Origin of the sequence: Halosolutus amylolyticus, assembly GCF_023566055.1 — an archaeon.
GTDB classification, from domain to species: Archaea; Halobacteriota; Halobacteria; order Halobacteriales; family Natrialbaceae; genus Halosolutus; species Halosolutus amylolyticus.
On record NZ_JALIQP010000003.1, the window covers coordinates 1 to 20,734 of the forward strand.

Here is a 20,734-nt window from a genome sequence, read left to right on the forward strand (position 1 = left end):
CGCCGATGAGCGGCGCTCCTTCGCTCTCTCAACTGCACCTCCACTCACTGGATCAATTACTCCGTCACTTTCGGTGACGAAGCAATCTGTTTCAGCTTGTTCTACATCTTGGTTCGGCAACGACTGTTCAGGGCGGGGAGGATGTCAAGGGCGGGGCATCTCTTCGATCTCTCGAATTCGCGGCGTCTTTTCGACTGCCAGGTACTGGCGCTTCCACGCCTCTTCGGGGAACAGGCCGTTGCGATCGAACAGGTCGCGCGCGTCCTCGGTGAGTTCGTAGAACTTGTAGGGGTAGTCCCGGAGCCGTTCGCCCGTCTCGAACTCACGTTCGCGGACGACGCCGACGCTTTCCAGCGTTCGGAGGTGCCGGCGGATGGCGTCGTCGCTCAGGGGCGGGTTCATGTAGTCCAGTTCCTCGACGCTGGGCATCCCCTTCGGGTGACCGACGACGTCCGCGAGGATGTCGGCCCGTTTCTTGTCGGTCGCCTTCTGGAGGGCCCGCCACGCATCGAACCCCGTCGATCCCTCCTGACCCGGGTCGGCCGTCTCGGGTATCATACGTCTCCATAGGGGCGCCAGCATCATAAACACTCGCATCGAAATGAGGCTAGATGCACAAATGAATCTACAACTAATTCGACGGAAAACGAACAATTAATGTGACTACCGAAACCTCGATCGAACGATGAACACGGACGGCGGGCCCGACTTCGGGAGGCGAGACGAGTCCGAGGGGCGCGAGGGCGCCGAGATACCGACTGAGGAGGAGATTCTGTCCGAGATCGAGTCAGTCACGCTCACGCCGAGCGAGCACCAGCGGATCAAGGACGTCGTTACCGGCGAGGCGATGGACCGCATCAAGGGCCACGATCGGCGGTACCTGATCGCGGGAGCGGGCGGGGAGACTGGGGCCGCGACGCGACGGACGATGGTTCGCGACCTGCTCGACGCGCGGACCGATCCGCCGGCGGTCGCCCTTCGACTGGAGGATTTCGACCTCACGCCCGAAGACATCAGGCTCTGGCACCGCGTCTTCGACATCCTCTGCGGACGGGCGACGCACATCGTCACCGTGCTCGAAGACTTCGACGGCGGCTACGTCTGGGAACTGGGGCTGTTGTTCGCCCCCTCGTACCGCGACCACGTGTGGGTGTTGAAGCGCCGCTACCCGGACGAAGGGATCGAACGCGAGCGGTACGACAACGGGATGGCGGCCTCGCACGTCAAACTCCTCCTCACCGGTGATCGCTGTCACGAGTGGGTCGACGTCGACGAACTGCGGGACGTCGTCGACGAGATTCCCTGAGGAGATTCGCGCGATCGTCGTTCCCTCGTCACCCCAACTCCTCGTCCAGAATCAGCCGCGTCTTGGTGCTCACGACTTCCTCCTGGTCCCGCGCTTTCGTGATCAGATCGTTGACCCCGCGCGTGTCCGCGGCGTCGACCACGAGAACGATGTCCTGTTCGCCCGAAACCATCCAGACGAAGTCGACCTCGTCCCACTCGGCCATCCGCTCGGAGACGGCTTTGGTGTCGACGTCGACCGCGACGCTGATCTCGAGCATCGCCTGTACGTTCCCGGTCCGGGTCGAGATGGTAAAGCGTTCGATGACGTCGTCGTCCATCATCCGCTCGACGCGATTGCGGACGGTGCCTTCGCTCGTCCCGACCTCGTCTGCGATCTCCGTGTACGGCGTTCGGGCGTCACGCCGGAGAATATCGAGGATCTGTCGGTCCAGGTCGTCCATGGAGATGCGTGACTACGCGTGTCCCGCACTTACCGATTACGAATTTCGTAACTCAGCTTCGAAGACAACACTTATGCCGGTAGGATCAATACGTAGTTCGTAATGACACCAGCCTACGTTGCACTGGAGGGCGGCCACGTAATCGAGGGGCGTGGTCGTGCTCCGGGAACGGCTCGTGGCGAACTGGTTTTCACGACGGCCTACACCGGTTACGAGGAGAGCCTGACCGATCCGTCCTACGAGGAACAGGTCCTGACGTTCTCGTACCCGCTGATCGGCAACTACGGCGTCCGGGAAGAACGGTTCGAGTCCGACCGCGTCCACCCGCGTGCGGTCCTCGCCCGCGAACTCACCGAGGACGTCGCCGAGTGGCTCGAGAGCGAAGGCGTCCCCGCGATCGATCACCTCGACACGCGAGAGGTCGTCACCGACATCCGCGACGGCGGCGCCATGAAGTGCGGGATCGCCGTCGGCGAGGACGTCACCGAGGCGGACGCCCTCGCGGAACTCGAGGAGTGCAAGGCGATGAGCGACCACACCGAGATCGGCGCGCAGGTCAGCGTCGACGAGACGGTCGTCCACGGCGCGGACAACGACGGCGAGACCGTCGCGCTGGTCGACTGCGGCGCGAAGGGGTCGATCGTCGACTCGCTGCTCGAGCGCGACGCGACCGTCCACGTCTTCCCGCACGACGCGACGCCCGCGGACGTCGAGGCCGTCGACCCCGACGTCCTGTTCATCTCGAACGGACCCGGCGACCCCGCGAACTACGAGGAAGCGATCGCGCTCGTCGAGGCGTTCGTCGAGGACACGCCCGTCGCCGGCATCTGTCTCGGCCAGCAGATCGTCGCCGAGGCGCTCGGCGGCACCACCGAGAAGATGACCTTCGGCCACCGCGGCGTCAACCAGCCGGTCCTCGACCTCGAGTCGGGCCGGGTCGTCATGACGACCCAGAATCACGGCTACACCGTCGCCGACCCTGGTGAGCACCTCGAGGTCACGCAGATCAACGTCAACGACGACACCCCCGAAGGAATCGACGGCATCGAGTACGACGTCATCACCCGCCAGTACCACCCCGAGGCCAACCCCGGACCGGAGGACACCCTCGACTTCTTCGACGACGTCCTCGCGATGGCGGACGGGCAGAGCCAGCGAGCCGTTCCCGCCGACGACTGATTCTCTCGTCGCCAGTTGATTCCGCCGCTGGACGTTTCATCACGGTTCGATCGGCGAGTGGCCACGCTGTCGTTCGGCGCTCTGCCCGGAGTGTCTGGACAGATAGCTATTCCGAGAGATTCCGTTTAGTATCGGACTATATATGAAAATGGGGCCCTCGAATCTGCGTTCAGAGATTCGACGATAGAGCCATATTAGTTGCAATTAACTGCATATTTCCAGTTTCGTTCGTCCGCTCCACCATCTACTATCGATTCTCGCTTGTACTGCGTTTGTAGGTGTTCTGGTTCGTTATACTACCGACTGGCACCTCCATTCCAGAAGTGATTGATATACAATATATCTAGATCTATTTTGTAATACCAATCTGTCACATATGGTCGTCGATACGAGAGCTCGGTTGGAGAACTGAACTCCACTCCCGGTATTTTACAGAGGTACGGACGTAATTGGATGGTCGTTCGAACGGGACCGCTGTGGAGGTACTCCGTCGACCGATCGCGTTCCGCACAGCCGAACACCGGGTCACGAGCGGCGTCGTTCTTGCGACGAACTGGCGATTTCGGCTCTCGACCGATCGACAGTCGGGCGAGTTGCGCGTTGTCGTGGTCCGTGTTCTGTGATACCAGACACGGCTTAGCTGTACGTCGTTCTGATCGTGATGACGCGGGCGCTTCGCTGGACCTGCTCGGGGAGGTCGCTCTCGTGGACGGTGTCGTCGATGCGCGTCGTCGGAACCGAGACGCTGATCGAACCCAGCACGTCGCCGTCGTCGGTGAGAATCGGCGCTCCCACTGCGCGCATCCCCTCGATTCGCTCTTCGTGATTCAACGCGTACCCGCGCTCGCGGACCGCCTCGAGTTCGGCCAGGAACTCCGACCGGTCGGTGATCGTGTGTTCGGTTCGTTCCTGGAGACCGACGGTCTCGAGGTACGTCTCGAGGTCGTCGTCGGGAACGTGGGCGAGATAGGATTTCCCGACGGCGGTACAGTGGAGATCGACGGTGCTCCCGATGTGCGAGTCGGTCTGGACGGCCTGTTCACCCGCCGTCTGGTAGATGTAGACCCCACGAAGGTTCTCGGCGACCATCACCTGACACCGTTCGCCCGTCGACTGTGCGAGCTGGTCGGCTTCCGACTTGGCCGCCTCGTAGAGGTTGTACCTGGATCGGGCCTGGTGTCCGAGTTCGAGAAACTTGAGGCCAAGTCGATACGTCCCGCCCACTTTGACGACGTAGCCGAGCGATTCGAGGGTCGTCAGGTGGCCGTGCGCGGTGCTCTTCGAGACTGATAGGGCAGTCGCGATGTCGGTGATGCCGGCGCCGTCGTTGTCGCGAACGTACTCGAGAACGTCGAACGCGGTTTTCACCGATCGAATCCCGTCCGATGTGCCGTCTTCCATGGTTTCCGTTCGGGGCGGACGCCCAAAGTTCTTTCTAGCCGAACTGCCGTTCGCCACCCCGGAACGACGACGCCGTCGGCCGGCCGGTCGATCGCTCGAACCGGTCCCGTTCCAGAAACTCGAGCGGTCGTGTGCAGTGTTTTCACGCGCCTCGTGCGGCGATCGCAGCCGTCCGGTTACGCGCCGGAGACGCCCGACTCGACCGCTCACCGCCGGGCCGTTCCGCTCTGCCGAATCCGAGAGGGTTCGGTCGCCACCGATCGCGTCGAGAATCCGGTTGCGTCCGGCGGTTCGCTGGGTGAGATAAGTTTACATAGTGGTAGGACCACCATCGGGGTGTAATGCCTGCGGAGCTAGGGAACCGGACGATCGACGACTCGACACCGGAAGTACTCGACGTCGCGGACGTGACGTTCGACGTCGAAACCGACGTTCTCGTCGCCGGGGGTGGCGGAACGGGACTGGTCGCGGCGCTCGCGGCCGCGGAACGAACGGGCGGCACGGTGACCGTCCTCGAGAAGTCACACCGACTGGGGGGAAATACGTCGCTTTCGACCGGCATGATCCCGGCCGCTGGAACCCGGTTCCAGCGCGACGCGGGGATCGACGAGACGCCCGCGGACATGGCCCGGGACATCCTCGAGAAGAACGACTACGAGGCCGACGAGGAGATGGTTCGCCACCTCTGTACCGAGAGCACGAACCTGATCCACTGGCTGGTCGACGACTGGGACATCACGCTGCAGTTCGTCGACGACTTCACCTACCCGCAACACTCGACCTATCGGATGCACGCCCCGCCGGGCCGGAACGGCGAGAACCTGGTCGCGGAACTGGCCGATCGGATCGAGGCGACGGACAACGTCGAACTCCTCAAACACACGCCCGTCAGGAAACTCGTCGCCGACGGGGACGCAGTGGTCGGGGCCGTCGCCGGCGAGACCCACGAGGAGGTGATCGGCGCGCGGAAGGTGATCCTCGCGACCGACGGGTTCGCCGGGAACCGGCGGATGGTCGACCGAAACTGCGGGCAGATCGCCGACGCGCTCTACTTCGGGTCGGACGGGAACACCGGCGACGGCATCCGCTGGGGGGCCGCACTCGACGCCGAACTCGCCTGCATGGACTCCTACCAGGGCCACGCGACCGTCGTCCAGGGGACGGGTGCGCTCTCGACGTACGCCGTCATCATGAACGGCGGCTTTCTCGTCAACGAGGACGGCGATCGGTTCGGTAACGAGGCCAAGGGGTACTCCGCGCTGGCGATCGACGTCGTCGAACAGCCGGACAACGTCGCTTACGAGATCTTCGACGAGCGAATCTTCGAGAAACTCGAGGGCGAGTTCGACGACTTCGACGAGGCGGTCGAACTCGGCTCGTACGTCAGCGCGCCCGACGTCGAGTCGCTCGCAGAACGGCTCGGCTGCGACCCCGACTCGACCGCCGAGGCGCTCGAGACGTACAACGAGGCCGTCCGCAACGACGAACCCGACTCGGTCGGCCGGGTCGACGGTCGATCGGTTCTCGAACCGCCGTTCTACGGAGCGACCGTCACCGGATCGCTGTTTCACACACAGGGCGGACTCGTCGTCGACGAGCACGCCAGGGTACAGACGACGGACGGCGGCGTCGTGGGGAACCTCTACGCGGGCGGCGGGACGGCCGTCGGCATCAGCGGGCACGGGCCCGGCGGCTACCTGAGCGGCAACGGACTCACCACGGCGCTCGGCCTCGGACGGCTCGCCGGGATGCACGCGGGGGCGACGATCGATGCCGAGTAACCGGGACCGTGGATCGACGTCGGGGTCGCCTCGCCGATTGCAGCACGCGAGCGCCCGTGCCCGAGAGCGCGATCGATCGACGAACCGTCAGATTTTGGAGCGGAGTACGCAAGTTTATAACCATCGACTCACACGATTTCTACTATGACGGAACGTATCTGGGAGGACCTGCTCTCGGAGCAGGACCAGCGCGTCATCGAGAAGGCAGGGTACGACAAGGAAGGCGCCTCGTCGTGGGAATCCCGCGGCGCGGGGGAGAACCCGATGGTGCTGGTGATCGACGTCCAGCAGTTGATCGTCGGTGACGACGTGCCGATCCTCGAGGCCGTCGAGGAGCATCGGACCGCGATGGGCGAGATCGCCTGGGACGCCGTCGATCGGATCGAGGACTTCCTCGCGTTCGCCCGCGAGAACGACGTTCCGGTCGGCTACACGCGGGTGATCCCGAGTTCGTACGACGACCCGGACCACGAGGACCTCCGGATCGTCGATCCCGTCGCGCCGGAACCGGACGACACCGTCATCGACAAGAGTTACGCGAGCGCGTTCTACGGGACGGACCTGCTGGCGCGGCTGAATCGCAACGATATCGACACGCTCGTCATCGTCGGCAACTCCACCAGCGGCTGCGTGCGGGCGACGACGGTCGACGCCCAGCAACACGGCTTCGACGTCGTGCTCCCCCAGGAGTGTATCTTCGATCGGATCGAGGCTTCCCACAAGATCGGCCTCCTCGACATGTGGATGAAGTACGCGGAAGTGCTCGAGACCGACGAGGTCGAGACGTACCTGCGGAACATGGGTGAGACGGCGTGAGCTACGAACTGGTCGTCACTGGCGGCACGCTCGTCACCGAGAACGGGCTTCTCGAGGCCGACGTCGCCGCCGAGGACGGGCGGATCGCCGCGATCGGGAATCCCGGCTCGCTCGAGGGTGAGGAGGTCGTCGACGCCGACGGCAACCACGTCCTCCCCGGCGCGATCGATCCGCACACCCACCACGGGATCTACAACTCGCTGGCCGAGGACGCGAACACCGAGAGCCGATCGGACCTCGTCGGCGGCGTGACGACGACCGGGAACTTCTTCCGCCGGCCGGGCGCCTACGCGGAGATCATGGACGACTACGTCGCGGCCGCCGAGGAGAACTACCGCCACGATTACTTCTTCTCGCTCGGCCTGCTCTCCTTCGACCATATCGAGGAGATCCCGACGATCGTCGACGACCTCGGGATCACGACGTTCAAGTGGTACATGAACTACAAGTACGCCGCCAGCGAGAAGTTCGGCGTCGACTGCGAGATGCGCGACGACTTCGGGAGCCAGTTCATCGAGACCCTGGCCGAGCAGGACGTGGAGACGACGCTCGGCTACCACTCCGAGAACGTCGAGATCACGAACGCGCTAGCGGGCGGAAACCCCTACGTCGAGACCGAAGCGAACGGCGACCCCGAGGAGGGGGACTACGGGGTCTTCGTCGAGGAGTTCCCGGACTACGCGGAGGCCCAGAGCCTCGTCTCGGGGGCGAGTCTCGCCCGCCAGCACGATTACGACGACAGCTTCTACGCCGTCCACGTCAGCGCGGGCCGGACGGCCGACGAACTCGCGACGCTCCAGGAGGCGGGCTACGACGTGACGGGGGAAACGTGCACGCACTACCTGACGCTGACGACCGAGGAGTGCGACGATCGGATGAAGGTCAACCCGCCGGTCCGTAGCGCCGAGGACCAGGAGACGCTCTGGGAACGCCTCGCGGACGGAACCATCTCCTGTATCGGCACCGACCACTGCGCGAACACGACCGACGAGAAGATCGGCGACACGATCCGCGAGAGCAAACTCGGATTCCCCTCGAGCGCGACCATGCTCCCGCTGATCCTCTCGGAAGGGGTCGATGAGGGCCGGATCAGTCTCGAGCGCGCCGTCGAGGTGACCAGTACGAACACGGCGAAGGCGTGGAACCTCTACCCGAAGAAGGGGACCATTCGCGTCGGCAGCGACGCGGACCTCGTCGTCGTCGACCTGGACGAGACGAAGACGGTGACGCCCGACCTCCTCCAGAGCGTCGCGGACTACTCGATCTACGAGGGGCGGGACGTGACCGGCTGGCCGACGCACACGATCGTCGGCGGCGAGGTCGCCTACGAGGACGGCGAGGTGCTCGCCGAGCCCGGATCGGGAACCCACGTCGACCGGCCGATTTAACACCCCGAACGCACTACCCACCGACACTCGCCACGACCACAGGACTCAGCAGATATCCACTAGCTACTATGACAACAGATCAACCGGGTCCGCTGGACGGACTCACCGTAGTCGAAGCAGGATCGATGATCTCCGGACCGACCGTCGGTCGGTTCCTCGCCGATTTCGGCGCGGACGTGATCAAGATTGAACACCCCGAACACGGCGACCACATCCGTAACTTCGGGACCCAGAAGGACGGGATCGGGATGTGGCACAAATACCTCAGCCGGAACAAACGATCGGTCACGCTAGACGTCTCGTCCGAGCGGGGCGGGACGGTCTTCCGGGACCTCGTCTCCGAGGCGGACGTGCTGATCGAGAACTTCCGTCCCGGGACGCTCGAACGCTGGAACCTCGGCTGGGAGACGCTCTCCGAGGAGAATCCGGGGCTCGTCATGCTCCGGATGTCCGGCTACGGACAGACGGGCCCGTACGCGGAGAAACCCGGCTTCGGGACGCTCGCGGAGGCGATGAGCGGCTTCGCCTACGTCAACGGCTTCGAGGATCGCGAACCCCTGCTCCCGCCGACCGGCCTCGCGGACAACATCGCCGCGCTCTACGCGACCTTCTCGGTGATGTTCGCGCTCTATCACCGCGACGTCAACGGCGGCAGCGGCCAGGTCGTCGACGTCAGCCTCATCGAACCGATCTTCAACCTCATCGGGCCGTTCCCGCTTTCCTACGACCAGACGGGAGAGATCGCCCGTCGCTCGGGGAACCGATCGACCTCGTCCGCGCCGCGCAACGTCTACCGGACGAAAGACGATCGCTGGGTCGCGCTGGCCGCGAGTGCCCAGCCCCTGGCGATGCGAACCTTCGACGCGATCGGGCGGCCGGACCTGAAGGACGACCCGCGCTTCGAGGACAACGAGAGCCGCCTCGAGAACGTCGAGGAACTCGACGCGATCATCCAGGACTGGATGGCAGACCACACCCGCGAGGAGATCCTCGAGACCTTCGAGGAGCACGACGCGACGATCGCGCCGGTCTACAACGTCGCCGACATCATGGCGGACGAACACTACCGGGCCCGGGAGGCCGTCGTCACCGTCGAGGACGACGACCTCGGCGAGGCGGCCGTCCAGAACGCGATTCCGAAGTTCAGCGAGACGCCGGGCGACGTCGAGTACCTCGGGCCGGACCTCGGCGAGCACAACGAGGAGGTGCTGGGCGGGGACCTCGCGTACGACGACGAGGTGCTCGCGGAACTCGAGGCCGAGGGGGTGATCTGATGGACCTGCCCGAGTCGGCGACGATCGTCGAGATGCTCCCGCGGGACGGCTTCCAGCGCTATCCCGACTTCGTCCCGACCGACGAGAAGGTCGCCCTGATCGACGCGCTCTCGACGACGGGCGTCGACGAGATCGAGTTTACCTCCTTCACTCATCCGAAGGCGGTGCCGGGGCTGCGCGACGCCGACGAGGTCGCGGCCCGGATCGATCGCCACGACGACGTCTGCTACCGGGCGCTCGTGCCGAATACCGTCGGGATGGAACGCGCGATCGAGGCCGACGTGGACAAGGTCAACGCCCTGGTCGTCATCAGCGACGCCTACCGCCAGAAGAACCAGGGGATGACCCTGGAAGAGAACCTGGCGCAGATCGAGGCGATCGTCGACCTCGCGGACGGCACCGATATCGAGGTCGAGGCCGGCCTCGGGACGAGTTTCTTCTGCCCGTACGAGGGCGAGATCCCGAAGGAGCGGACCCTCTCGGTGGTCGATCGAGTCCTCGAGGCGGGCGTCGACGAGGTGACGCTCGCGACGACGATGGGGATGGCCGATCCGCGACAGGTGACGGCGATGCTCGAGGCCCTGTACGACGACCACCCCGACGCGGACGTCGGCCTGCACCTGCACGATACGAACGGGATGAGTCTCGCGAACACGCTCGCGGCGATGCAGTGTGGCGTCTCCCGGTTCGACGCCTCCGTCTGCGGGCTCGGCGGCGGGACCATCCTGCCCGGCGGCCTCGGGGACGTCGGCAACACGCCGACCGAAGACCTCGTCAACATGCTGCGGGACATGGCGATCGAGACCCGGACCGAGTTCGATCGACTGCTCGAGGTGGCCGACGACGTCGCGGATCGGCTCGATCTCGGAACGCCGAGCCACGCCCTGATGGGCGGCACGCGCGAGCAGGTGCTCGCGACGACGGACGACGAACCGAACTGACGACCACCCACACCAGCGACAGACACCACTATGACAGGACAAACGATAACGGAACAGATACTCTCGGAGAAGGCCGGACGGGACGTCACCGCGGGCGACTACGTCGAGGCTGCCGTCGACGAAATGATCGCCCACGACGTGACCGGCCCGCTGGCGATCGACGCGTTCGAGGACGTGACGGGCGAGGACGGCGACCTCGCCGCGCCCGACGACGTCGTCTTCACGCTCGACCACCACGCGCCGGCCGACGGCGTCGAAGCGGCGAACAACCACAACATCGTCAGGGAGTTCGCCCGAGCGTACGGCACGCACCAGTACGAGATCAACGACGGCATCTGCCACCAGGTGATGATCGAGGAGGGGTTCGTCGAACCCGGCGACCTCGTGATCGGCGCGGACTCGCACTCGACGACCTACGGCGGGCTTGGTGCGTTCGGCACCGGCGTCGGCTCGACGGACCTCGGCACCGCCTTCGCCACGGGCGAACTGTGGTTCCGCGTCCCCGAGACGCTCCGGTTCGAGGTCCACGGCGACCTGCCCGAGGGCGTCTACGCGAAGGACCTCATCCTGACGTTCATCGGCGACGTCGGCTTCGCCGGCGCGACGTACATGACCGCCGAGTACGCCGGGAGCGCGATCCAGGACCTGCCGATCCACCAGCGACTCGTCCTCGCGAACATGGCGATCGAGATGGGCGGCAAGGCCGGCATCGTCGAACCCGACGACCGCGTCGCGACCTACCTCGAGGAGCAGGCCGGACTCGACGTGTCGATCGATCCGGACCTCGCGTCGGACGACGACGCGACCTACGAGGCGGTCCACACCTACGAGGGGAGCGACCTCGCGCCGCAGGTGTCGAAGCCGTCGAACCCGGAGAACGCCGTCGACGTCGACGAGGTCGTGGGGACGCCGGTCGACCAGGTCTTCGTCGGGACCTGCACGAACGGCCGGTACGAGGACATCCGCACCGTCGCGGACGTGCTCGCCGGCGAGCGGGTCGCCCCCGGGACCCGGCTGATCGTCGTCCCGGCGTCGAAGGCCGTCTACGAGAAGTGCCTCGAGACGGGCGTCCTCGAGACGCTGGTCGACGCGGGCGCGACGTTCCAGAGCGCGGGCTGTGGCGCCTGTGCGGGCTACCACCAGGGCGTCCTCGGCGACGACGACGTCTGCCTGGCGACGGCGAACCGCAACTTCCCCGGGCGCGAGGGGTCGATGGAGAGTCGCGTCTACCTCGGGAGCCCCGCGACCGCGGGCGCGACGGCGCTGTACGGCGAGATCACCGATCCGCGGGAGGTCGAGACGCCGCGGTACGACGATCACGCGGTCGCCGACGCGGGGGTGGTCCGATGAGCGTCGAGGGCCCCGGCCGCGCGTGGGTGTTCGGCGACGACGTCGACACCGACCAGATCACGCCCTCGCGGTTCATCGTCTCGACCGACCCCGAGGAACTCGCCGACCACGCGTTCAACGACCTCCGGCCGGAGTTCTCGGCGAACGTCGCGGACGGCGAGTTCGTCGTCGCCGGCGAGAACTTCGGGAGCGGGTCCTCGCGTGAGCACGCGCCGCTGTCGCTGCTCGGCGCCGGCGTCGACGGCGTCGTCGCCCAGTCGTTCGCCCGGATCTTCTTCCGGAACGCGATCAACCTCGGACTGCCCGTCCTGATCTGTCCCGACGCCGATCGGATCGACGACGGCGACGAGATTTCGATCGATCTCGACGCGGGAACCGTGACGAATCACGAGACCGGCAAGGAGTACGACGCCGAACCGTTGCCGCCGTTCCTGCAGGACCTCGTCGACGGGGGCGGGCTGAAACCGTACACGAAACGAAAGCTCGGGACGGCCGAGTAACGCGGACACTCGGGACGGTCGAGTCGCGGTTTCGGCGACCGACTAACCGTACCGTTGCTCGAGGTCGCGCCAGCGATCGAGTCCGGTGACCTCGTCGCGGGTCTCCCACGTCGCGACCCTGTCGGTCAGGTCGCGCTCGTCGCCGGTCTCGACGAGGTGTTCGTAGACGTCCGCGAGCAGTTCGATCTTCGCCTTCTGGGCCGTCGTCGCGAACAGCATGCAGTCGTAGCCGAGTTCCGCGAGTCGGTCCGCCGGGAGCATCGGCGTCTTCCCACCGTAGGGAACGTTGACGACGAGGGGCACGTCCGCGAGTTCGTCGCCGATCCGTTCGAGGTGGGCTTCGGTTTCCGGCGCGTCGACGAACACCGCGTCGGCCCCGGCATCGACGTAGGCGCGGGAGCGATCGATCGCCGCGTCGATCCCTTCGACGGCGACGGCGTCGGTGCGGGCGACGACGACGAACGCGTCGTTCGCGCGGGCGTCACACGCCGCGCGGAGTTTCCCGCACATCTCCTCGATCGGGACGAGGGATTTGTCGTCGAAGTGGCCGCACTGCTTCGGCGCGTCCTGGTCCTCGACGTGAACGCCGGCGGCGCCCGCCCGTTCGAACTCCTGGACCGTCCGACGGACGGAGAGCGCGTTGCCGTAGCCGTCGTCGGCGTCCGCGAGCACCGGCCGGTCGACCGCGCCGGCGATCTGTCGAACCCGATCGACCGTCTCGGTCATCGTCGTGAGTCCGAGGTCCGGGCCGCCGTGGACCGACGAGGCGACGGCGTTGCCGCTGACGTAGAGGATCTCCGCACCCGCGCGTTCGGCGAGGACGCCCTCGAGCGCGTCCGAGACGCCCGGGGCGAGAACGATCTCGTCGTCGGTGAGACGTCGGCGCAGAACGGTAGCGTTCGAGTCCATATCGTCGGTCAGCGTCGGCGGTCGCAAATGTCTGTTGATCGTCTCGGTGACTACCGATCGCCTCGACGTTCCGGGCGAAGCGCGGCCCCGATCGCCCGCGCGTCGTACTCCCTGGGCGATCGGACGACCGCGGTCGCCCGCTCGCGATCGGCGGCCGGGAGCCCGTGCGCGAGGAGCGTCTCGAGCCGGGCCGCGAACTCGTCGCCGGGGATCGGATCACGGTAGTCGCCGCGCGGGTACGCGCGCTCGGCGCTGACCGCGTCGCCGTCGCGACGCTCGACGGTGACGCGGGCCCCCCAGTCGTCCGGGAACGCGGCCTCGAACTCGTCGTCGGCCCGGACCTCGACCCGGTCCGCGAGCCGCTGGACTGCGTCCTCGGCGATCGCGTCGGGGGTGAAGTGCTCGAGCGCGACGTCGCCGCTGTGGAGCTGTCGGGCGAGGACGTACGGGATCGAGAACTTCGCGCCCGTCAGCGTCTCCGGCGAGGTGTGGGCCATGTCCGCCGCGTTCGCGTACGTCTCGACGACGACCCGATCGATCTGGGCGGGTTCGATATCGCGATCGACGGCGCGCAACGCGTCGAGCGGGGCGTGCGTGTACCGGCAGGACGGATACGGCTTGAAGTAGTTCTCCGTGATCGCCCAGCGCTCGCCGAGGTCGGCGAACAGCGACGCGAACCCCTCGGGGAGCAGGTCCTCGAAGGGATCGTACACTGACTCCATCACCGTCGCCGACCCGGGCATCCCGGCTCGTGCGAGCTGGGCCATCGTGACGCCAGCGCTCGCGGACGCACCCGCGGTCACGTTCCGCGACGGCGGGCCCGCTTCGTAGGGGTCGTCCATCGAGACGACGGCGCGGTTCGCCGCGAGTCGGAACGTCTCGCGGACCGTCGACCGATCGGGATCGGTACAGAGCACGCCCGCGACGGCCGGGCCGACGGTCGTCCACGTCGAGTGTGGGTCCCTGACGAGCCACGGGACGGCGTCGTTGAGCCGATCTTTCATCGCGAAGATGGCGTACTCGAGCCTGGCACAGATCTCGTAGGCGCGCACGCAGCTCTCGACCAGCGTCTCGCCGTCGGCGTCCGCCCGTTCCGCCATCGCGAGCGCCCCGGTGACGATTCCGGCACCGACGTGTCCGCCCGTGTTGTGCCCCTCCTCGATCTCCTGGACGATCGCCGCGGTCCCGTTCAGCGTCGCCGCCTGGACCGGTGCCGTCGTCCGGTCCGTGCCGACGACCGTCGCGTCGCCCGGCGGCAGGTCGACGCGCTCCCAGACGTCGTCGTACGGCTCGGCCGCGCTACCGGCGACCGTCGCCGCCAGCACGTCCGCGACCGTCTTCGCACCGCGATCGAGCACCGGATCGGGAACCGGCGACTCGAGACCGTCGAAGATCGACGCCTCCCACTCGCTCGTCGGGTCCGGTTCGTCGTCGCTCATCGATTCCACCTCGTCGCGAACTCGCGGACTGGGGTCGTCGCGTCGGGTTCCCGCCCGTAGCCGTGGCACTCGCGTCTCCTCGGGTAGCTGTCACACGATCGCATACCGCCCCGTTTCGCCGGGAGCGACCTAAAGCTATCTCACCGGTACGGCGAGGCGACCGGTGGGAGAAATACTTTTGAGGTGGGGCGGTGCATCACGTGATAGCATGACCAGTGACGAGGGGGGACACCGTGATTACGCCGACGGCGACGAGCGGCTCTGGGACAGGGCGACGACCGGTCCCCCGTCGCACACCGTGATAACGGCAGTTGCACGGCTCGAAGGCTGCAATCCGATGGATCTACCGCCGCTGTACGACGCGATCGATCCGGAGGCGATCGACGCGCTGTTTCCGGACGAGCCGAACTGCGGGGCCGATCGCGTCTCGTTTCGGTACTGCGGCTACGAGATCGACGTTCGACCGTCGGTCGTTCGCATCCGGGATGGCGACTGAGTTGGACAGCGATCCGCAGGAGCGCGGCGTCGGGGGGATAGCCGGCGAACTGACAGGCGAACTGCGGGTAGAACTATGGGTCTCGCACGACAACCGCCGATCGCGCATGAGTCAGACACCACGCGCTGTCGTCGAGGAGTTCTTCGATCGGATGGCGGACGACGACGAGCGCGACACCGTCGACGAACTGTTCACCGCGGACGCGGTCGTCACGCTCCCCGGAACGCGCTTCGAGGGTGCGGACGCCGCGACGGAACTGCTCGAGTGGCTCGCGCCGCGATACGAGTGGGCCGAGAAAGAATTCGACCGCTGGATCGAGGCGGGATCGCACGTCGTGAGTCAGGGGACGCTCTACGGCGTCGACGCCGACGGGGAGCGGTTCGAGGACGTCCGGTACGTCGACGTCTACCGGGTCGAAGACGGCCGCATCGCCCGGCTGGACATCTACAACGACCTCGCTGCGGAGGGGGTCGTCTCGTGACGGGGCGGACGGGCGTGCTGTTCGCGACGCGAGACGACCCCGACCTCGTCTGCGAGGCTGAACGCCTCGGCTTCGAGAGCGTCTGGGCGGCGGAGGGACAGGGGAAAACGGCGTTCGGGAAACTCGAGCGCTGGGCGGTCGCGACCGAGGAGATCGGGCTGGCGACCGGGATCGTCAACGTCTTCTCGCGCACGCCGGCGGCGACGGCGCAGGCGATCGCGACCCTCGACGCCCACTCCGGCGGGCGCGCGATCCTCGGGCTCGGCGTCGCCCACCCCGGCGTCGTCGAAGCGTTCCACGGCACCGAGTTCGAGCGACCGATCGCCCGGCTGGCGGAGTACATCCGTCTCGTCAGGCGGTACCTCGCCGGCGACCCGTCCGGGTTCGACGGGGAGTTCTTCAGCCCCGATCGAACGGCGTTCTGGGAGGCGTTCGATCCGGTTCGTTCCGAGATTCCCATCTACAACGCGGCGCTCGGGCCGACGAACGTCCGATTGACCGGCGAGCTGGCCGACGGGTGGCTCCCCAACCTCTACCCGCGACCGGCGTTCGAGCGCGCCCAGGAGTGGCTCGACGCGGGTCTCGAGCGGGGCGATCGGGAGCGATCGGACGTCGACGTAGCGATGTACGTGCTCGTCTCGGTCGACGACGATCGATCGGTCGCTCGCGACGCCGCGGCCGCTCACGTGGCGCGGTACTTCAGGGACGTTCCGGGCTATTACGACCGCGTCGCCGCCGAGGCCGGCTTCGACGAGATGATCGACCGCGTCGAAACGGCACCGACCCCGGCCGCGGCCGCCGACGCGGTGGACGACGCGTTCCTCGATCGGGTCGCCGTCGTCGGCGACGAGTCGAGCGTCAGGGCACAGCTGTCGGACCTGCGCGAGGCGGGCGTCGACCTGCCGATCGTCCGCGCGCCGAGCGGGGTCGACAGGGCGGCCGTCGAGGCCGTGCTCCGCGCGACGCGGCCGCGATGACGGTCGACCGGCGGGCCTACCCGAGCGCCGCCTGCCCGCCGTCGACCAGGATCGTCTCGCCGCTGACGAACGCGGCGCGATCGCTCGCCAGAAACGCGACGACCGCGGCGACGTCCTCGGGGTCGCCGAGCCGATCGATCGCCGTCTTCTCCCGGAACGCGTCTTCCCGTCCCTCGTCGAGATGCGTTCGGGTCATCTCGGTCCGGATGAAGTCGGGGTTGACCGCGTTGACACGGACGCCGTCGGGCCCCAGTTCCGCGGCGAGTGCCCGCGTCATCGCGTCGAGTCCGCCTTTGGACGCGCTGTAGGCGGCCCGGTCACGGTACCCCACGTGGCTGAGGAGGGACGAGATCGTGACGATCGCACCGCTCGACGCGCGGAGCGCGGGCGTCGCTGCGCTGATCGCGTTGTAGGCCCCGGTGAGGTTCGTCTCGATCACCTCGTCCCACTGCTCCGGCGCGAGGTCGTCGATCGGTTCGCGGGCGATCACGCCCGCGTTGTTGACCAGTACGTCGAGGCTTCCGTCACCCCGTTCGGTCGCCTCGGCGACGAGTCGATCGAGATCGGCGGGTTCCCTGACGTCCGCGTCGATCGCGCGGATCGTTCCGGGCAGGTCGGTGGCGTCGGCGACTACTGCGTCACAGTCGGCCACGTCGCCGGCGACGACCGTCGCCCCGCGTTCGGCCAGCGATCGCGCACACGCGCGCCGATCCCGCGGGCTGCGCCGGTGACGATCGCCGTCCGTCCCTCGAACCACTGGTCCGTCATTCGTCCCTCCGCGAGACTGCCCTGGTTGTGAATGGTCTCCGGTGCATCGGATAGCACCTGAATTCGACCCGTGTTATACGTTGCGGGCTCCGCGATCGTTCGGCTCCGGAATCCGCGAATCGATCGCGGGGAGCGCCGCCGGACGGCCTGGGAAACCCTTATACTGGACTGGTCTGATATACGGCTGTGAGCGACTACATACTCGAGACTGCGGACCTAACCAAGACGTTCGGCGAGTTGATCGCCAACGACGGCATCTCGCTGGGCGTGGAACGGGGTGAGGTACACGGGATCATCGGGCCGAACGGGAGCGGCAAGTCGACGTTTTTCAATACGGTGACCGGCTTCTACGACGCCGACGGGGGGCAGGTGTTCTTCGACGGCGCGGAGATCACGGGGATGGGACCGGACGAAATCGCCCGGAACGGGCTCGGGCGCACGTTCCAGATCGCCTCGCCGTTTACCGACCTCACCGTCCGCGAGAACCTCCTCAGCGTCTACACGGAGGGGCTGGGGTCCGGGCTCCGAATCACCGACGAGAAGCGCGATCGCGCCCAGGAGATCCTCGAGCGCCTCGAGATCGAACACATCGCCGAGCACGAGGCGAGCGATATCAGCGGCGGCCAGCAGCAGCTCCTCGAACTCGGCCGGATCCTGATGCTCGATCCGCAGTGTATCATGCTCGACGAACCGACCGCCGGCGTCAATCCGGCCCTGCAGAACCGCATCCTGGAGCACCTTCGGGACCTGAACGAGGACGGCAAGACGTTCGTGATCATCGAACACGACATGAGCGTCATCTCGGGGCTGACCGATTGCGTCAGCGTGCTGAACCAGGGGCAGGTCGTGATGCAGGGCGACTTCGAGACCGTCACGAGCGACGATCGCGTCAGGGAGGCCTATCTCGGCGAGGAGACCGACCCCGACGCGGGACTCGGCGAGACGCTCGATCGCAATACACGGTCGAGCACGGAGATCACGGCGGACGACGCCGGCGAAGGGGGCACCGTGACTGCATCCGGCGGTGCGTCCGCCGCGAGCAACGGCGGGTCGACGGCGGGCCTCTCGGAGGTGTCGCCCGACGTGACGTCGACGGCCAAGCGCCTGGTCGCCGAGGACATCGTCACCGGCTACGGGAACCACACGGTCATCGACGGCGTGTCGGTCGAGAGCCACGACGGCGTGACGTGCATCTTCGGCCCGAACGGGAGCGGGAAGTCGACGCTACTCAAGTCGCTCGTCGGTGCCGTCCCGGTCTGGTCGGGGTCGATCAGCTACGGGGAGACCGACATCACCGAGACGAACGCGTACCAGAACCTCGATCACGGGATGGTGATGCTCCCCCAGGACGGCGGGATCTTCGGCAACCTGACCGTCCGCGAGAACCTGCTCCTGGGCGGCTACCGGGTCGACGACCGATCGGTCCGACGGGAGCGACTCGACACCGTGCTCGACGCGTTCCCCGCCCTCGAAGACAAACTCGACGCCGACGGGCGGTCCCTCTCGGGCGGCCAGCAGATGATGCTGAGTTTCGGCCGGGCGATGATGACCGGTTCCGACCTCTTCTTGCTCGACGAACCGAGCGCCGGCCTCTCGCCGTCGCTCGTCGACGACGTCTTCGACATGACCGAGACGCTCGTCGAGCAGGGCGTGCAGGTCGTTCTCGTCGAACAGAACGTCAGGGAGGCGCTCAAGATCGCGGACCACGTCTACATCCTCGCTCAGGGAGAGTTACAGTTCGGCGGGGAGGCACACGAACTGCGCGACGAAGACGACCTCGTCGAACTGTACCTCGGACTCGAGTAATCGGTCTCGACCGCTCAGTCGTCCGTCTCGCCGATCGCTCTCTCGCGGTGACGGTTGGCCCAGCGATCGCTCTCTCGCGGTGACGGTTGGCCCAGCGATCGCTCTCTCGCAGTGACTGGTTGCCGAGATGACTATCAGGAATGAAAAGTACAAACCTATATGTAGTTCGATTCCAGATGGCAGTACATGGGGACGCATAGCAATCGGAATCCCAGGCGCAAGTTTCTCAAGTACGTCGGTGCAGCGGGGGCTGCTGGACTCGCGGGGTGCGTCGGACAGGACCCGGGCGAGGACGACGGCGGTGATGGCGGCGACGATACGGTCGTGATCGGATCGAACCATCCGCTGAGCGGCAGTCTCGGCGGGACGGGCGAGCGGATGGACAACGCCGTCAAGCTCGCTGCGATGATGAAGAACGAGAACGGCGGGATCGAGTCGATGGACGGCGCCGAACTCGAGGTCGTAAGCGGCGACAACCAGGGGGAACAGGAACTCGGCGGTGAGATCACGGACGAACTCATCGGCGAGGGCGCGGACGTTCTCACGGGGTGTTTCTCGTCGCCGGTCACCAACGCCGCGACCCGCGCCGCGGAACGCGATGGGACTCCGTTCGTCATCTCGGTCTCGGTCGCCGACGACATCCTGCAAGAGTCCGAGATGAACTACGTCTACCGACCACAGCCGCGGGCGAGGCAGATGGCCGTAGACCACGCGGACCTGATGCCGGCCGCGATCCGGGACGCCGGCCACGAGGTCGAAACCGCGGGCATCTACTACATCGACATCGACTTCGGTCAGTCCGTCCGCGACGCCCTCGAGGAGGAGCTTCCGGAACAGGGGATCGAAGTCGTCGAAGACGTCGGGATCGGATTCGGCGAAACGGCGGACACGCAAGTGACGCAGCTGCAGTCGGCCGATCCGGACGTCGTGATCGCGATTTCCTACGAGGGTGAGACCGTCGAACTGCTCCGTGCGATGGACGATCAGGACTACCGTCCGCCGTTCCTGGCTGGCTGTGCGAACGAGGCGCTCAACGACCGCAGCGCACTGGAGGAGATGGGCGACACGGCAGAGGACGCGCTCGCGACGAACTTCGCGCTCAATCCAGTCGACGATCGCGCCGCGGATGTCCGCGACCGCTTCGAAGAGGAGTTCGATCAGTCCTTCGACGCGAACGTCGCGATGACGTACGTGGCGACGGAGGTCATCATCGCCGCGATCGAGGACGCCGGCTCCGGCGACCCGGAGGACATCAACGACGCGCTGGCGGAGATCGAGGTGTCCGAGCACGTGGCCGCCATGCCGCCGATCACGTTCGACGAGTACGGCGAGAACGAGAACGCACTGGCACCGCTGTTCCAGGTGCAGGATCTCGAAGACCGGGTCGTTGCACCCGAAGAGTTCGCCGAAATCGACGTTGACCTCTAGACTCACTAAATGTTATCTACGGTTCCCATCGGACAGCACGTTCTCGACCAGG

General features: G+C 66.4%; 20 protein-coding genes. 14 read left to right on the forward strand and 6 right to left on the reverse strand.

Annotation, left to right across the window (positions count from 1 at the left end; genetic code table 11):
- Positions 1-144: 144 nt before the first annotated feature.
- Positions 145-558, reverse strand: a complete 414-nt coding sequence (locus MUN73_RS12545) for a helix-turn-helix domain-containing protein (protein ID WP_250140832.1) — start codon at positions 556-558, stop codon at positions 145-147.
- Positions 559-685: 127 nt separating this feature from the next.
- Between MUN73_RS12545 and MUN73_RS12550 the strand changes: the two genes are divergently transcribed.
- Positions 686-1,306: a hypothetical protein gene (locus MUN73_RS12550; RefSeq protein ID WP_250140833.1), complete on the forward strand. Its 621-nt coding sequence runs from the start codon at positions 686-688 to the stop codon at positions 1,304-1,306.
- Between the two features lie 28 nt (positions 1,307-1,334).
- Here MUN73_RS12550 and MUN73_RS12555 read toward each other — a convergent pair whose 3' ends face one another.
- Positions 1,335-1,748 carry an Lrp/AsnC family transcriptional regulator gene (locus tag MUN73_RS12555; RefSeq protein ID WP_250140834.1) on the reverse strand — a complete coding sequence of 138 codons (414 nt, stop codon included), beginning with the start codon at positions 1,746-1,748 and terminating at the stop codon, positions 1,335-1,337.
- Positions 1,749-1,850: 102 nt separating this feature from the next.
- Here MUN73_RS12555 and carA point away from each other — a divergent pair, with 102 nt between their 5' ends.
- The gene (gene carA, locus MUN73_RS12560) at positions 1,851-2,927 is read left to right on the forward strand and encodes a glutamine-hydrolyzing carbamoyl-phosphate synthase small subunit (RefSeq protein ID WP_250140835.1); all 1,077 of its coding nucleotides are present in this window, start codon (positions 1,851-1,853) and stop codon (positions 2,925-2,927) included.
- 636 nt (positions 2,928-3,563) lie between these two features.
- On the opposite strand, the gene MUN73_RS12565 is transcribed toward carA, so the two are convergent.
- Complete coding sequence (locus MUN73_RS12565; protein WP_250140836.1) at positions 3,564-4,328, reverse strand: IclR family transcriptional regulator; 765 nt, start codon at positions 4,326-4,328, stop codon at positions 3,564-3,566.
- 341 nt (positions 4,329-4,669) lie between these two features.
- Between MUN73_RS12565 and MUN73_RS12570 the strand changes: the two genes are divergently transcribed.
- The 7 genes from MUN73_RS12570 to MUN73_RS12600 all read left to right on the forward strand — a co-directional run bounded on the left by MUN73_RS12570 (position 4,670) and on the right by MUN73_RS12600 (position 12,378).
- A complete protein-coding gene (locus MUN73_RS12570; protein ID WP_250140837.1) occupies positions 4,670-6,109 on the forward strand; it encodes an FAD-dependent oxidoreductase in 1,440 nt (479 codons plus the stop codon).
- Between the two features lie 144 nt (positions 6,110-6,253).
- Positions 6,254-6,925 carry an isochorismatase family protein gene (locus MUN73_RS12575; protein WP_250140838.1) on the forward strand — a complete coding sequence of 224 codons (672 nt, stop codon included), beginning with the start codon at positions 6,254-6,256 and terminating at the stop codon, positions 6,923-6,925.
- Positions 6,922-8,313 carry a dihydroorotase gene (locus MUN73_RS12580; protein ID WP_250140839.1) on the forward strand — a complete coding sequence of 464 codons (1,392 nt, stop codon included), beginning with the start codon at positions 6,922-6,924 and terminating at the stop codon, positions 8,311-8,313. Before MUN73_RS12575 ends, MUN73_RS12580 begins: the two co-directional genes overlap by 4 nt.
- A gap of 68 nt (positions 8,314-8,381) precedes the next feature.
- Positions 8,382-9,587 carry a CaiB/BaiF CoA transferase family protein gene (locus MUN73_RS12585; protein WP_265339231.1) on the forward strand — a complete coding sequence of 402 codons (1,206 nt, stop codon included), beginning with the start codon at positions 8,382-8,384 and terminating at the stop codon, positions 9,585-9,587.
- Positions 9,587-10,528 (forward strand): hydroxymethylglutaryl-CoA lyase, encoded by a 942-nt coding sequence (locus tag MUN73_RS12590; RefSeq protein WP_250140841.1) that lies wholly within the window; start codon positions 9,587-9,589, stop codon positions 10,526-10,528. The genes MUN73_RS12585 and MUN73_RS12590 overlap by 1 nt, the downstream gene beginning before the upstream one ends.
- A 30-nt stretch (positions 10,529-10,558) precedes the next feature.
- Positions 10,559-11,878 carry a 3-isopropylmalate dehydratase large subunit gene (locus MUN73_RS12595; protein ID WP_250140842.1) on the forward strand — a complete coding sequence of 440 codons (1,320 nt, stop codon included), beginning with the start codon at positions 10,559-10,561 and terminating at the stop codon, positions 11,876-11,878.
- Entirely contained in the window at positions 11,875-12,378 is a 504-nt protein-coding gene (locus tag MUN73_RS12600) for a 3-isopropylmalate dehydratase small subunit (protein WP_250140843.1), read from the forward strand. The genes MUN73_RS12595 and MUN73_RS12600 overlap by 4 nt, the downstream gene beginning before the upstream one ends.
- A gap of 42 nt (positions 12,379-12,420) precedes the next feature.
- Here the strand turns inward: MUN73_RS12600 and MUN73_RS12605 are convergent, their stop codons facing one another.
- Positions 12,421-13,287, reverse strand: a complete 867-nt coding sequence (locus tag MUN73_RS12605) for an isocitrate lyase/PEP mutase family protein (RefSeq protein ID WP_250140844.1) — start codon at positions 13,285-13,287, stop codon at positions 12,421-12,423.
- A gap of 50 nt (positions 13,288-13,337) precedes the next feature.
- Positions 13,338-14,726 carry an MmgE/PrpD family protein gene (locus MUN73_RS12610; RefSeq protein ID WP_250140845.1) on the reverse strand — a complete coding sequence of 463 codons (1,389 nt, stop codon included), beginning with the start codon at positions 14,724-14,726 and terminating at the stop codon, positions 13,338-13,340.
- A gap of 208 nt (positions 14,727-14,934) precedes the next feature.
- Here MUN73_RS12610 and ddfA point away from each other — a divergent pair, with 208 nt between their 5' ends.
- The 3 genes from ddfA to MUN73_RS12625 all read left to right on the forward strand — a co-directional run bounded on the left by ddfA (position 14,935) and on the right by MUN73_RS12625 (position 16,680).
- The gene (gene ddfA / locus MUN73_RS12615; RefSeq protein ID WP_250140846.1) at positions 14,935-15,222 is read left to right on the forward strand and encodes a DdfA family disk-determining factor; all 288 of its coding nucleotides are present in this window, start codon (positions 14,935-14,937) and stop codon (positions 15,220-15,222) included.
- A 106-nt stretch (positions 15,223-15,328) separates the two neighbouring features.
- On the forward strand, positions 15,329-15,703 hold the full coding sequence (locus MUN73_RS12620) for a nuclear transport factor 2 family protein (RefSeq protein WP_250140847.1): 375 nt from the start codon (positions 15,329-15,331) through the stop codon (positions 15,701-15,703).
- A complete protein-coding gene (locus MUN73_RS12625; protein ID WP_250140848.1) occupies positions 15,700-16,680 on the forward strand; it encodes an LLM class flavin-dependent oxidoreductase in 981 nt (326 codons plus the stop codon). The genes MUN73_RS12620 and MUN73_RS12625 overlap by 4 nt, the downstream gene beginning before the upstream one ends.
- A 16-nt stretch (positions 16,681-16,696) precedes the next feature.
- Here the strand turns inward: MUN73_RS12625 and MUN73_RS12630 are convergent, their stop codons facing one another.
- On the reverse strand, positions 16,697-17,437 hold the full coding sequence (locus MUN73_RS12630; RefSeq protein WP_250140849.1) for an SDR family NAD(P)-dependent oxidoreductase: 741 nt from the start codon (positions 17,435-17,437) through the stop codon (positions 16,697-16,699).
- A gap of 197 nt (positions 17,438-17,634) precedes the next feature.
- Between MUN73_RS12630 and MUN73_RS12635 the strand changes: the two genes are divergently transcribed.
- Both MUN73_RS12635 and MUN73_RS12640 read left to right on the forward strand, forming a co-directional pair.
- The gene (locus MUN73_RS12635) at positions 17,635-19,254 is read left to right on the forward strand and encodes an ATP-binding cassette domain-containing protein (protein ID WP_250140850.1); all 1,620 of its coding nucleotides are present in this window, start codon (positions 17,635-17,637) and stop codon (positions 19,252-19,254) included.
- Between the two features lie 186 nt (positions 19,255-19,440).
- Entirely contained in the window at positions 19,441-20,682 is a 1,242-nt protein-coding gene (locus tag MUN73_RS12640; RefSeq protein WP_250140851.1) for an ABC transporter substrate-binding protein, read from the forward strand.
- The last annotated feature ends 52 nt before the right edge of the window (positions 20,683-20,734 follow it).